Annotated in this window: 10 protein-coding genes; 6 read left to right on the top strand and 4 right to left on the bottom strand. The window is 74.9% G+C overall.

Translation table 11 applies throughout. The features are described from left to right. Nucleotides 1–9 precede the first annotated feature (9 nt). Together FZC61_RS16760 and FZC61_RS16755 are read right to left on the bottom strand one after the other, a co-directional pair. Nucleotides 10–729, bottom strand: a complete 720-nt coding sequence (locus FZC61_RS16760) for a class I SAM-dependent methyltransferase (RefSeq protein WP_148615315.1) — start codon at nucleotides 727–729, stop codon at nucleotides 10–12. Beyond that, the gene (locus FZC61_RS16755) at nucleotides 726–2,495 is read right to left on the bottom strand and encodes a CgeB family protein (RefSeq protein ID WP_148615314.1); all 1,770 of its coding nucleotides are present in this window, start codon (nucleotides 2,493–2,495) and stop codon (nucleotides 726–728) included. The genes FZC61_RS16760 and FZC61_RS16755 overlap by 4 nt, the downstream gene beginning before the upstream one ends. Nucleotides 2,496–2,513: 18 nt before the next feature. On the opposite strand from FZC61_RS16755, the gene FZC61_RS16750 reads away from it, so the two are divergent. Genes FZC61_RS16750 through FZC61_RS16730 form a run of 5 tightly spaced genes read left to right on the top strand, consistent with a single transcriptional unit; the run spans nucleotide 2,514 to nucleotide 9,218 of the window. After that, nucleotides 2,514–4,196 (top strand): glycosyltransferase family 2 protein, encoded by a 1,683-nt coding sequence (locus FZC61_RS16750; protein WP_148615313.1) that lies wholly within the window; start codon nucleotides 2,514–2,516, stop codon nucleotides 4,194–4,196. Further along, nucleotides 4,193–5,680 (top strand): glycosyltransferase family 2 protein, encoded by a 1,488-nt coding sequence (locus FZC61_RS16745; RefSeq protein ID WP_148615312.1) that lies wholly within the window; start codon nucleotides 4,193–4,195, stop codon nucleotides 5,678–5,680. Before FZC61_RS16750 ends, FZC61_RS16745 begins: the two co-directional genes overlap by 4 nt. 1 nt (nucleotide 5,681) lies before the next feature. Further along, a complete protein-coding gene (locus FZC61_RS16740; RefSeq protein WP_148615311.1) occupies nucleotides 5,682–6,746 on the top strand; it encodes a sulfotransferase family protein in 1,065 nt (354 codons plus the stop codon). Next, nucleotides 6,746–7,675 (top strand): glycosyltransferase family protein, encoded by a 930-nt coding sequence (locus FZC61_RS16735; RefSeq protein WP_148615310.1) that lies wholly within the window; start codon nucleotides 6,746–6,748, stop codon nucleotides 7,673–7,675. The genes FZC61_RS16740 and FZC61_RS16735 overlap by 1 nt, the downstream gene beginning before the upstream one ends. Then, nucleotides 7,668–9,218: a glycosyltransferase family 2 protein gene (locus FZC61_RS16730; RefSeq protein WP_148615309.1), complete on the top strand. Its 1,551-nt coding sequence runs from the start codon at nucleotides 7,668–7,670 to the stop codon at nucleotides 9,216–9,218. The genes FZC61_RS16735 and FZC61_RS16730 overlap by 8 nt, the downstream gene beginning before the upstream one ends. 471 nt (nucleotides 9,219–9,689) lie before the next feature. Here the strand turns inward: FZC61_RS16730 and FZC61_RS16725 are convergent, their stop codons facing one another. After that, a complete protein-coding gene (locus FZC61_RS16725) occupies nucleotides 9,690–10,511 on the bottom strand; it encodes a hypothetical protein (RefSeq protein WP_148615308.1) in 822 nt (273 codons plus the stop codon). Nucleotides 10,512–11,030: 519 nt separating this feature from the next. On the opposite strand from FZC61_RS16725, the gene FZC61_RS16720 reads away from it, so the two are divergent. Beyond that, a complete protein-coding gene (locus tag FZC61_RS16720; protein WP_211357297.1) occupies nucleotides 11,031–11,609 on the top strand; it encodes a hypothetical protein in 579 nt (192 codons plus the stop codon). A 6-nt stretch (nucleotides 11,610–11,615) separates the two neighbouring features. Here FZC61_RS16720 and FZC61_RS16715 read toward each other — a convergent pair whose 3' ends face one another. Next, nucleotides 11,616–12,929 carry a UDP-glucose dehydrogenase family protein gene (locus tag FZC61_RS16715; RefSeq protein ID WP_148615306.1) on the bottom strand — a complete coding sequence of 438 codons (1,314 nt, stop codon included), beginning with the start codon at nucleotides 12,927–12,929 and terminating at the stop codon, nucleotides 11,616–11,618. Nucleotides 12,930–12,954: the final 25 nt, after the last annotated feature.

Genomic DNA, 12,954 nt, shown 5'->3' with positions numbered 1-12,954 from the left:
TCTGCCCCGTCAGCGCCGGCGCAGCACGTACATCGACTGGCCGTCGGTCTCGCGGCCGTAGACGAACTCGTCGACGGCGAGGCCGGCGTCCCACAGCGTCGCCTCGAAGAACCGACGGTCGTAGCGCACGCAGTGCAACGCGCCCGACCACTCGAGCTTGAGGTAGTCGGAGGGGTTCTCGACGCAGTCGGGCACGTCCTCCTCGACGAAGGCCGTCACCCAGGCGCGGCCGCCGGGGGCGAGGATGCGCGCGATCGTGGCGCCGTAGCCCGCGAGGTCGTGGGTCAGCATGTGGCTGAACACCGAGTAGGCGTAGAGCACGTCGACGCTCGCGTCGTCGGCCGGGATCTCGAACGACGGCGTGCCGTCGGGGTTGTAGCGGGCGTTGTGGGCGTCGACCAGTGTGAAGCGGGTGTGCTCGTCGGTCAGGTTGTCCTTGGCCCAGGTGAGCAGCTCGGGCTGGATGTCGACGCCGTGGTAGTCCTCGACGTGGCCGATCAGGTGCTTGATGCCGATGGCGAGCCGGCCCGCGCCGCAGCCCCAGTCGAGCACGCGCTTGCGGCGGCCGAGCCCCGCGCGCTGGCGCAGCATCTTCACGTCGCGCACGCCGGCGGCGACGAAGTCGGCGTCCTTCTTGAAGTGCTTGCCGCCCATCCGCAGCGAGTACGGCGGCAGCGGGATGCTCGGGTCGGGCACGATCTCGTCGGTCCGGGGGGCGGTGTCGCTCACCCGCGGGAGTCTAGGTGGGCGCGGGCCGCGCCCAGGAGCGTGGCCGCGCGGGCGTCGAAGGAGTGCTCCGCCACGACCCGCTCGGCCAGGGCGCGGCGCTCCTGCGGGCCGGGCCACGCGTCGTACGGCGGGCGCGCGAGGCGGGCGACGTCGGCGGGGGTGCGCCACGTGGGGACGTCGGTGCCGAGGGTCTCGGCCAGCCCGGCGACCGGGTCGGTGAGCAGCCGGCCGCCGACCGCCAGCACGTCGAAGACCCGGTTGGACACGAAGCCCTGCGCGCGCATGTCGGCATGGTGGTCGTTGAGCACGACGCCGGCCGTCGCGTACGCCGCGGGCAGGTCGAGGTTGCTGACCCGGTCGGCGGCGGCCTCGACGCCGAGCGCGGCCCAGCCGGTGCCGACGACGGTCAGTGGCACGCCGGCGTCGAGCGCGGCGGTGACGACCGGACGCGGCCCGCCGCGGGCGTTGCCCACGAACAGCACGTCGCCCTCTGGGTCGGCGTCGCCGACGTCGGGGTGGAAGCGGGTGGTGTCGGTGCACTGCAGCAGCGGCGTGACCCCGTGGCGCGCGGCCCAGGTGGTGCCCGCGGCGAACACGACGTCGAACTCCGCCAGCTCCCCGTCGGTCACGTCGTCGGGGTGGCTGATCACCCACAGCAGGTTGGCCGCGCCGGGCTGGGGTGCGACCCGCTCGAGCCCGCGCAGGGTCAGCACCACGTCGGTCTCCGACCGCGTCGCGCGGCCCCGGGTCTCGGGGTGGTCGATCTCGACCCACTGCCCCAGGCGCTCCAGCGCGTCGGCCAGCGAGCGGGCGAAGTGCCAGTCGCCCCACCGGCGACCGATCGGCGCGGCGCCGGCGGCGATGTCGATCGACCAGCGCAGCGCGCCGGGCGGGGGAGCCGGGACCTCGAGACCGGCCAGCTCGTACGCCGGCCCCGGGAGCCAGGCGGCGGTGGTGAGCACCCGCGGTCCCTCGGCGCTCCGGCGTCGTGCCTCGACGCCCGGGAACCGTTCGACCAGCTGGGCGCCGTCGAGCCGGTCGAGCGACGAGACCGGGTGCCCGAGCAGCGCCGGGGCCGCGATCGTGTGGTCGTCGCCCACCAGGACGGGCTGGACGGCGCTCACCCCGGGCTGGTCGAGCACGGCGATCAGCGGCTCGAGCCACCGCCAGCGCGGCGGGGTCACGCCCTCGTCGATCGTGACCTCGACCCCGCCCCAGGCCATCAGCCATCCGCCGACCCTCACCCGTGGGAGGTCCGCCGCCACCGACGCCATGATCCGCCGGGCCGCCCCGGTCAGCGTCGTGAGGTCGACGGTGACGTCGGGGTCGGTGTCGCTCAGGTGTCGCACCCAGCGCACCAGGACCCCGAGGTCGCGGGTCGGCGGCCGGACCACCACCGCCCCGGGAGCCGCCCGGGGCACCGGTGGGGGCAGCAGCTCGGCCGGGTCGTGGTCGACGAGCCAGTCCTCGAGCGGGCCCAGCGCCCGGGGGTAGCGCGGGTGCGGGCTGCGGCGTCCGCGCTCGGCCGGGGCGAGCGAGAGGTAGTAGGACAGCGGGTCGGGGGCGTGCCGGCGCCACCGGCCACCGGGGTAGAGCCACGCCGGCTCGAAGAGCGGGTGCGGGGCGTGGTCGCCCGGGGCGGCGACCCAGTGGGCGACCGCCTCGGCGCGCGAGGCGAACGACCGGCCGACCAGGGCGGCGTACCACTCGTGGTCGAGGAGCCGGCTCGGCAGCACCAGCGCTGCGGCGTCCTGGTGGCTCAGCACGGGCTCTACCGTAGGCGCATGGCTCCTGAGGTCGGTGTCGCCGACGCGCACGTCGGCGACCGGCTCGCGCGCGCGATCGACGGGGCGCTTCTCCCGGCGCTCGTCCGCAGCGACCTGGTGCTGGCGTCGGTGCCGCCCGACACGACGGTCGTCGCGGTCGCCGACGACAAGCCCGAGGGCCACTTCCGGACCGTCGTCCTGCTCGCCCGCGACACTGACGACCTGCGCACCCAGGTCCGACGCCTGGGGGCCACCGGCTGGGCGCGCGTGGTGTGCGTCGTCCTGGCCGACACCGACCGGGCGCTCACGCTGCGCCCCGACCCGTCGGGGCCCGCGCTCGTCGACGTCGAGGCCCAGGTCGGCTGGACCCGTCTCGAGCTCGCCGAGCGGGGCGAGGTGCTCCCGGTGCTGCGGGCGCTGGCTCGGGCCGCGGCCACCGGTGCCTACGGCCACGGCGGGCTGCGCGTCGCCCGTGTCGGCGAGGGGTTCAGCGACCCGGCGACCAAGCACCCGCCCGACCTCGTCGTCGACCCACCGGTGCCGCCGGTGGTCAGCGAGTCGACCGGGCGCGCCCCGGTGACCGTGACCGCCACCGACCTGCCCGAGGTCGTCGACGACGCGGTCTACAACCCCGTGGGCTTCCGCCGCGAGTGGACCCGCGGCGTGGTCGACCTCGACCCGCACACCCGGCTCAGCCCGTCGCTGGTCCGCGACCTCCGCGGCGCCCAGGGCGTGCGACTGGCGCCAGGGGCCGACCGGCGGCTGCTCGCCGGCCTGGCGATGAGCGGCGTCCCGCTCCTGCTCGCCGACCCGGCCGAGGCGCCGGACTGGCTGCCGGCAGCGGGCGACGAGGTGTCCCCCGACGACGCGCTGGGTGACCCCCTGCGCCGCGAGGAGCTGTCGGTGCGACAGCGGCGGGCCGCGCTCGCGCACCACTCGGTGCTCGCCGCGCGCGCCACGCTCGCCCCCACCGCCCGGGTGCGCGCCGCCACCCACCCCAGCGTCAGCGTCCTGCTGCCGACCCGGCGGCCCGACCTGCTCGCCCACGCCCTCGTGCAGGTCACGCGCCAGCGCCGCACGCTCCCCGGCGCCGAGGTCGAGCTGGTGCTGGCCGCCCACGGGTTCACCCCCGATCCCGATCTCGTCGACGCCGCCTCCGAGCTGGGCGGCCTCCCCACGACCATCGTGACCGCGACCACCGACACCTCCTTCGGGGCGCTGCTGCGCCTGGCCACCGACGCCGCCTCGGGCGACGTGGTGCTCAAGATGGACGACGACGACTGGTACGGCCCCGACGTCGTCACCGACCTGCTCCTCGCCCGCCGCTACAGCGGCGCCGAGGTCGTCGGGATGCCCGCCGAGTGGGTCTACCTCGAGCAGGCCGACACCACGGTCCGCCGCCGCGGACCCAGCGAGAACCACGGCACCGTCGTCGCCGGCGGCGCGATGATGCTCGACCGCACCCTGCTGCGCGAGCTCGGCGGCTGGCGCCCGGCGCCCCGCTTCGTCGACGCCCACGTGCTCGACCAGGTGCTGCGCGCCGGCGGCAGCGTCTACCGCACCCACGGCCTGGGCTACGTCCTGCGCCGCAGCGCCACCGGCCACACCTGGGACCCCGGCCTCGACTACTTCCTGCGCCCCGACAGCGTCGTGGCCCGCTGGGACGGCTTGCGTCCCAGCGCGCTGCTGGAGCTGACGTGACCCAGCCCCGCGTGCGCCGCAACGAGTGGCAGACCCTGCACCCCCCGGCCCTCGACTCCTGGACGCCGACGCTGGCCGTCAGCGTCGTCGTCCCGGCGTACGACGCGGGGCGGCTGCTGCCATCGGTGCTGGCCGGGCTGGCCGCCCAGACCTACCCAGCCCACCTGCTCGAGGTGGTCGTCGTCGACGACGGCCCCGACGCCCTCACCCTTCCCGAGGTCCGCCCCGAGCGCACCCGCCTCGTCCGGGTCGAGCACGGCTGGGGCCGCGCCAACGCCTGCCACACCGGCGCCGTGGTCGCCGACGGCGACGTCCTGCACTGGCTCGACGCCGACATGCTCACCGAGCGGCACGAGGTCGAGGCCCAGGCGCGCTGGCACCACCTGCTCGACCACGCGGTGGTGCTGGGCGACAAGTGGTTCGTCGACCCCGCGCCCGTGCTGGCCCTGAACCCGGCCGAGGTCCGCGACGTCGCCGAGCGCGACGGGCTCGAGGCCCTCTTCGCCGGGACCGACCGCGAGCCCCACGCCTGGGTCGAGGAGATCTACGCCCGCACCGACCGCCTGCGCCTGGCCGGCTGGAACGCCCTGCGCACCCACGCCGGCGCGACCGCCTCGGTGCGCAAGGACCTCTACCTCGAGTCCGGCGGCCTCGACACGACCCTGCGCCTGGGCGAGGACATCGCCCTGGGGGCCCGCCTCGGCGCGACCGGCGCGGTCTTCGTGCCCGACGCCGAGGCGCGCAGCTGGCACCTGGGCCACACCCACGTGATGGCGCGCCGCGACCAGGTCAACGCCTACAACGACCCGTTCCTCGCCGACGTCGCCCCGGTGCTGCACACCAAGCGCCACCCCGGCCGCTCCTACCGCGAGCCCTACCTCGAGGTCGTCCTCGACACCCGCGGCCAGCCCGCGCAGGCGGTGACCGACACCGTCGACGCCGTGCTCGCGAGCACCCTGCACGACCTGGTCGTCACGCTCCTGGGCGACTGGTCCGCCCTGCACGACGCGCGCGCCGCCGTGCTCGACGAGCCGACCCTGCCCGCCCGCATCGTCCACACGACGTACGCCGGCGAGCCGCGGGTCAGCCTGGTCGAGCACCTCCCGCCCGGCCGCCCGCGCGCGGCGTTCCGGCTGACCCTGCCCGGCACGGCCTTCGCACCGCGCCCGCCCGCGCTCGAGAAGGCCCTGCTCCACCTCGAGCACACCCACGACGGCCTGCGGCTCGTCGACCTGCCCGACGGCACCCAGGTCCGCCTCGAGCGCACCGCCGCCTTCGCCCGGGCCCGCCGGGTCGCCGCGCCCGGCGAGGACCTCGACGCCGTCGTCGCCGACCTGGCCGGCACCCAGCGCATGCAGGGCCCGCGCGCCGGGTTCGGGCCGAGCGCGCGCGTGCGGCCGCGGGCCTACCCCCGCACCGGCGGCCCGCCGGTGGACGCCAACGAGGCCTGGGTGCGCATCGAGAAGGCGCTCGAGGGCCGCTAACGTGACCGCCGTGCCCGAGGACAACACCAAGCGACGCGTCGTGCTCGTCGTCGGCTCCGGCCGCAGCGGCACCAGCACCATGGTCGGGGCGCTGAGCACCCTCGGCCTCCACGTCCCGCAGCCCGAGGTCGCGGCCGACGACACCAACCCCAAGGGGTTCGGCGAGCCGCAGTGGGTCGTCGACTTCCACGCCGAGCTGCTCCAGCGCTGCCACGTCCAGGTCTCCGACGCCCGTCCGTCGGCCTGGTTCGAGGCCGGCAAACTCGCGGGGTTCGAGCCGTCGCGCGAGCGCCTGCACGTCTGGCTCGAGGAGCAGCTGACCACCGGCGGTCCCGAGCTCGTGGTCAAGGACCCGCGCCTGGCCTGGTTCATCGGCCTGTGGCGCTCGGCCGCCCTGCGGTGCGAGGCCGACCCGGCCTACGTCACGATGCTGCGCCCGCCGGCCGAGGTCGTCGGCAGCAAGCAGAAGTACTACGCCGGCCAGGGCGCCCACGCCGCCGGCGAGGTCCAGCGCACCGCCGCCTGGATCAACATGATGCTCCACACCGAGCGCGCGACCCGCGGGGCAACGCGCACCTTCGTGCGCTACGCCGACCTGCTCGACGACTGGACGATCCCGCTCTTCGACATCGGACGCCGCTTCGACCTCACGGCGGTGCAGGAGGCCAACGCCAACGACGTGCGCGCCGTGCACGCCTTCATCGACCCCGGCCTGCGCCGGGTCACCGCGACCTGGGACGACCTCGAGGTGCCGCCCCGGCTGCGCGACCTGGCCCAGGACACCTGGGACCAGCTCGACCTGCTGGCCGCCCCCGACGGCGACACCACCGCCGTCCACGACCGGCTCGACGCGCTGCGCGCCGACTACACCGCGATGTACGCCGAGGCCGAGGCCATCGCCCACTCCACCACGCTCGCCGCGCGACGCGAGGGGCTGGCCACACTGCCCGCCCCGGTCAACGCGGTGGTCAAGCGCGGCGCCGACCGGGTGCCGCACACGCTGCGCGCGATGGTGCCGCCCGGTGCCCGGCAACGGCTCCGCAAGGCCGTCGGACGCGCTCGCTGATGTCGACCCGCGGTGCCGACATCCCCTGCCTGGAGGGGGATCCGGCCTACGACGTCCGCTGGCCCTGGAACCACGGCCCGCGCGCTGAGTCCGGGCTCACCTGCGTCTTCCGGGTCAGGGACGAGGCGCGCAACCTGCCCTGGGTGCTGCCCGCGATGCTCGAGGCCGTCGACCACGTGGTCCTGGTCGACAACGGCTCGACCGACGGCACCCCCGAGCTCGCGCAGCGCCTCGCCGACGAGGCCGGCGCCACCGACCGCTACACCGGCACGTCGTACCCCCACCGCGTCAGCCGGGCCGGTTCCGAGCACCTGGCCACGCCGCCGCACTCGGTGCACTCGCTGACCCACTTCTACAACTGGTCGTTCGCCCACGTCCGCACGACGTACTCGATGAAGTGGGACGGCGACATGGCGCTGACCCCCGACGGCGTCGGCACCCTGCGCGACCTCTCGTGGCAGCTGCAGGGCTCCGGCGCGGTCGTCGCGGTGCCGCGCCACCCCCTCGTCGTGGTGAGCGAGTCGGAGGCGTGGATCGACCTGGGCTCACGGTTCCTCGAGCCGTGGATCTACCCGATGGGACCCGACTTCACCTTCGTCAAGGCCTTCGAGTGGGAGGTGCGCGAGTTCCCCACGACCTCGGAGCGGATCGTCGCGCCCGAGGGCATGTGCGTCGAGGTCAAGTGGCTCGACACCGACGAGCTCGCGCACTGGAGCCCCGACGACGATTTTCCGGCCTCACGCGTGCAGCGCAAGCGCCGCGAGCAGGAGGTCGACCGCGCGATCCGGGCGGGCCGCGGCGACTCGGTCGAGGGGCTGCACCGCATCGAAGCCCCGCCCGGCGTCCACGTCGTCGACCACGTCCTCACCACCTGGCTGCGGCGGCGCCGGCGGCCCCTGGTCCAGCGCGCGGCCCGTTTCGATGTCTGACGAGGTCGAGCTCCCGCCGCCCGTACGCCGCTTCCTCGACCGCGGTGAGGGGTCGCTGCTCCTCGCGCCGGACTCGCCGCCCGGCCGCTACCCCCGGGTCGCCGTCGTCGGTGCGCCGCGCTCGGTCGCGATGCCCGCAGGCCTGCAGAGCAGGGTGATCGGGCTCCACGGAGGCTCCGGCGCGGTGACCCTCGTGCCCCGACCGGGCTGGCCGGTGCTCCTCGAGCTGCGCTCGCGGAGGGCCGGCGGCGGGTGGTGGACCGTGCTCCGCTTCGACGCCCCCGTCGACGTCGCCGCGGTCGTGGCCGAGGTCGGCCGCCAGTCGGTCTGGGGTGACCGTCTCGGCGACCGTGGCCTGCGCGTCGGTGGCAGCACCGACCCCGACAGCCCGGTGCCCGCCGACGTCGTCTCGCTGGGCCCCGGGCCCGACGGCATCGGGCCCTTCGACGAGCGCCTGCTCAACCCCACCGGCTTCACGCCCACCGCCGACGGCCCGGCGGTCGACGTCGCCACCCTCCCGTCGGTCACGCCCGAGGTCGTCGCCGGCCTGCGGGGGACGTCCGTCGTACGGGTGCCGGACTGGACGTCAGCCGCGACGACCGCCGCCGCCGCACTCGCCATGGCCGGGGTGCCGGTGGTCGCTGATTCCGCTCCGGACGTTCTCGGAGCGCCGCTCTGCGACGCGATCACTGCTCCGCTCGACCCCGCCGACCCGGTGGCGCGCGAGGAGCGCAGCGTGCTGCTGCGCCGGGCGGCGTTCGACCGTTTCTCCACGCTGGCCTGGCGCGCCGAGGTCGGCCGGCGGCTCGGCGTACCCGTCGCGACGCACCCGAGCGTCAGCATCCTGCTCGCCACCCGTCGCGAGGACATGCTCGACTTCGCCCTCGCCCAGGTCGCGCGCCAGCGCGGCGTCGAGCAGCTCGAGCTGGTGCTCGCCCCGCACGGCTTCGAGGTCGAGGTCGCGCGGGTGCAGGACGCCGTCGGCCCCGACATCAGCGTGCAGGTGCTGCCGCACCGCTCGACGACCCGCTTCGGCGACGTCCTGCAGGCCGCGTCGAGGGCCGCCCAGGGCGACGTCCTGCTCAAGATGGACGACGACGACTGGTACGCCCCCGACGTCGTCGCCGATCTCCTGCGCGCTCGTGCGTGGTCGGGCGCCGAGCTCGTCGGGATGCCGGCCGAGCTCCACTACCTCGCCGAGCGCGACCTCACCGTCAAGCGCGGTCACCCCGTCGAGCTCTACGCCCAGTTCGTCGCCGGCGGCACGATGCTCGTCGACCGCACCGCGCTGCGCGAGGCCGGCGGCTTCCGGGCGGTGCGCAAGTGGGTCGACGCCCAGCTCATCGAGGCCCTGCAGGACATGGGGGCCGCGACCTACCGCACCCACGGCCTCGGCTACGTGCTGCGCCGCAACCCGACCGGCCACACCTGGCAGGCCGACCTCGACTACCTCCTCGACCCCGTGCGCACCGTCGCCACGTGGGAGGGGTTCCGGCCCAGCCGCCTGCTCGAGGCCGACCCGCGCTGGGCCCCGCGGCTCTAGGGCGGCGCGGGAGCGGGTCGGTCACCACGATGGTCGAGGTGCGAGGCCGCGCGCGGCCGAGCCTCGAAACCACCGCAACCGGCGCTGCCAAGGCGGGACCACGGGTTCGCAGTGTCGCTCACCGGGTCTCGAGGCTCCTCGCCGGCGCTCGTCGCACCCCGACCAGCGTCGTGTGGGTGCGCGCCACGCCTTCAGCATGTGCGGGCGTACACGGACGTACACGGACGTACACGGACGTACACAATGCGCGATCTCGTTGTTGCTGGCTGATGTTCTGCGCGTGGTCCGGCGGGTGCGGGCACACCTGTGTACGTCTGGCTACGGTGCCGGGCTCGCCGATCGCCTACGTCCGCCCGAGCCCCCGGGCCTCGAACCCGGCGAACCGCCAGGCGGCGAGGTCGAGCAGGTTGCGCCCGCGGAGCACGCGCCGCTGGGCCATCACGTCGACCCCTGCCATCTCGGACGCCGGGGTCAGCCGCCGCCGAGTGTCGCGACGAGCGCGGGAACGGGGTCGATCCACGTGCTGGTGTTGGCCAAGGCCAGCAGCACGAAGAAAGCCCCGGCAGCGCCGTACAGAGTCGTCTGCAGGAGCCAGGTCGGCCGCGGGGACCGACCCTCGGCGTGTAGCCGCGACCGTGCGAGCACCGCGCGCAGGGCGAGGGTCATGAGCACCCCGCCCGTGGCGAGGGCCAGGACGGCCAGCACGGCGTGGTAGACGACGAAGTCGCCGAGGAGCTCGCCCGGGATCCCGGCGCCCGACCGGGGAGGGTCGGCCTGGACCGCCTGCCGAAGGCTGGCAAGCACTCCGCCCAGCTCTCCACCTGGCCGCTCGGTCGGCAGCAGGGACGCCACGGACGCGAAGGGGGCGACCGACCCCTGCACGTTGGCGAGCAGGACGGACACTGCTGCCAGGAGCCACAGGGCCACCCCGCTGTACGCCGCGAGCAGCGGCCACCGGCCGCGACCGCCGTCGGTGGCCTCGGCCTTGCGCCGCACCACCGAGGCGAGCCCTGCGAGCACCGCGACGAGGACGCCGGCGAGCAGCGCCTTGACGACGTGGAACTCCCGCCACCGCGCGGTCAGCTCGGCCAGCGCGGCCGAGTCAGCGACGCGCGCACCCAGGTCGGCGCGACGGAAGGCCGACTCGGCCGCTGCCACGAGGGCGTCCTCCCCGTCGTAGCCGCGCCAGGAGATCAGCAGGGCGGGTACGACGAAGAGGGCCACGGTCGTCGCCAGTGCTGCGCACGACATGAGGCCTGCTCTGCTCCGGATCACGGACATCCCTTCGGTCATGGGTCCACCCTCGTGACGTGTCGCCCCTCGCGCATCGGCTCGAAGGCCGGCCCTGTCCTGACCGAAAGTACGAGGTGAGGGCCGTGCCTTCGGACGGTCTCGACGCCGTGGCGCAGCGCTGGGCCGTGAGGGCCGTGCCCCGAGCACCCGGCCGAAAGCCCGACCAGGCTATTGCCCGAAAGCACGAGCTTCTCGGGGCCGGGCGACCGATGACGGGCGACCCGGTGGAGCGAGACGATGGTCGCCCTGGCCCGTGCCACGCCCCGACCCCGTCGACGACGACACCGCGCGTCGACCCCGATGAGTCCCGCACCCCAGCGCAAGGAGCAAGAAGTGCAGCGTGACGATCCCTCCTCCCAGACGCCCCGACAGGTCGACCCGGCCCCGACGACGGGCTCCGTGGCGACCCGAGCGACACCCGAGCGAGTCGTCGGGGTGACGGCCCTGGTGCTGGTGACGTCGGTCGTCGTCCAGAACGTGGCGGCGGTCGTGGCCGGAGCGCCCGGGTACGGGGACCCGATGTCAGACGTCCTGTCCTTCCACGCGGAGCACCGCGGCACGGTCGCGCTCGCCAACGGGCTGGAGGCGCTCAACATCCCTCTCCTGCTCGGCCTGGTCGTCGGGCTGCACGGGATCGTCGCACGACGCGGAGGGGTGGGTGCGGACTGGTCGCGCCTGGCCGTCGCCGCGGGCTCGACCCTCGTGGGCGTCTACGTGGTCTACGCAGTGGCGTGGGACGGAGTCGTGCTGTCGGCCGGCGGGCTCACCGAGCCGACCCCGGAGCTCGAGCTGGCCTGGCGCATGCACGCAGCAGCGTTCGCGCTGGCGCTGCCGGCGCTCGGCACGACGTTCGTGGGTGCCGCTCAAGCGGCATTCGTGTGCGGGCTGACGCCGCGGTGGCAACGCCTGCTCGCGCTGGTCGGGGGAGCCGTGCTGATCGCCGCTGGAGTGGCCAACCTCGCGATCGCGGACGGCTCCGGGCTGCTCTTCGTCGGGATGCCGGGCTACCTCGCCTGGCTCGTGTGGCTCGTCGCCATCGGGGTCCGGCTGGTCCGCGCTCGGACTGTCGGTCGACCGCAGGGCGCCTCGACGACCTGATGGCGGCTACGTCCGCCCGAGCCCCCGGGCCTCGAAGCCGGCCGCCCGCCACGCCGCGAGGTCGAGCAGGTTGCGCCCGTCGAGCAGGCGGCGCTGGGCCATCACGTCGCCCACCTCGGCTGGCGAGACCGCCCGGAACTCCGGCCACTCGGTGAGGTGCAGCAGGACGTCGGCGCCCTGCGCCGCGGCGACGGCCGAGTCGGCGTAGGACAGCGTGGGGAAGCGGGCGGCGGCGGTGTCGTTGGCCTTGGGGTCGTAGACGGTCACGTGGGCGCCGCGCAGGTGCAGCTGGCCGGCGATGTTGAGGGCGGGGGAGTCGCGCACGTCGTCGGAGTCGGGCTTGAAGGCCGCGCCCCACACGCCGATCCGGGCGCCGAGCACGGTGCCGCCGAGCATGGCCTTGACCACCTGGGTGGCCCGCAGGCGCTGGCGCTGGTTGATGTCGTCGACCTGGCGCAGGAACGACATCGCGTCCTCGACGCCGAGCTCGCCGGCGCGGTGCACGAAGGCGCGGATGTCCTTGGGCAGGCAGCCGCCGCCGAAGCCGATGCCGGCGTTGAGGAACCGGCGCCCGATGCGTACGTCGTGGCCGATCGCGTCGGCCAGCTGCACCACGTCGGCGCCGGCGGCGTCGCACACCTCGCCGACGGCGTTGATGAAGCTGATCTTGGTGGCCAGGAACGAGTTGGCGGCGACCTTCACCAGCTCGGCGGTCTCGTAGCCGGTGACGACCACGGGCGTCTCGGGGCGCCCGAGCGTCGCGTAGAAGTCGCGGAGGGCCCGCTCTGCCCCCTCGGACGTCACGCCGAGCACGATCCGGTCGGGCTCGAGGGTGTCCTTGACCGCGAAGCCCTCACGCAGGAACTCGGGGTTCCACACCAGCTCGGCCTCGGCGCCGACCGGGGCGAGCTCGCACAGCAGCGCCGCCATCCGTGCGGCCGTGCCGACCGGCACGGTCGACTTGCCCACGACGTACGCCGGCCGCACCAGGTGCGGGGCCAGCGAGCGGATCGCGGCCTCGACGTAGGACACGTCGGCGCCCATGCTCGACGGCAGCTGGGGGGTGCCGACGCACACGAAGTGCAGGTCGGCGAACGCGCCGGCCTCCGCGTAGGAGTCGGTGAAGCGCAGCCGGCCCGACGCGACGTGCGTGGCGAGCAGCTCCTCGAGCCCGGGCTCGTACATCGGCACCGAGCCCGCGGCCAGCGCCTCGCGCTTGGCGGGGTCGATCTCGACGCCGAGGACCTCGTGGCCGAGCTCGGCCATGCAGGCGGCGTGCGTGGCGCCGAGGTAGCCGCAGCCGATGACGGTGATCTTCACGCGCCCACCCTAGGAGCCCGGTCGG

Origin of the sequence: Nocardioides rubriscoriae (assembly GCF_008087085.1) — a bacterium.
Classification (GTDB): Bacteria; Actinomycetota; Actinomycetes; order Propionibacteriales; family Nocardioidaceae; genus Nocardioides; species Nocardioides rubriscoriae.
Note: the sequence above shows the minus strand (reverse complement) of the source record. Positions and strands in the feature narration are given on the sequence as shown.

What these genes read in the sequence shown, in the direction of transcription:
- FZC61_RS16735 (WP_148615310.1), top strand. Translation starts at nt 6,746, where the DNA reads ATGTCGACCCGCGGTGCCGACATCCCCTGCCTGGAGGGGGATCCGGCC.
- FZC61_RS16720 (WP_211357297.1), top strand. Translation starts at nt 11,031, where the DNA reads ATGTCAGACGTCCTGTCCTTCCACGCGGAGCACCGCGGCACGGTCGCG.
- FZC61_RS16750 (WP_148615313.1), top strand. Translation starts at nt 2,514, where the DNA reads ATGGCTCCTGAGGTCGGTGTCGCCGACGCGCACGTCGGCGACCGGCTC.
- FZC61_RS16725 (WP_148615308.1), bottom strand. Translation starts at nt 10,511, where the DNA reads ATGACCGAAGGGATGTCCGTGATCCGGAGCAGAGCAGGCCTCATGTCG.
- FZC61_RS16730 (WP_148615309.1), top strand. Translation starts at nt 7,668, where the DNA reads ATGTCTGACGAGGTCGAGCTCCCGCCGCCCGTACGCCGCTTCCTCGAC.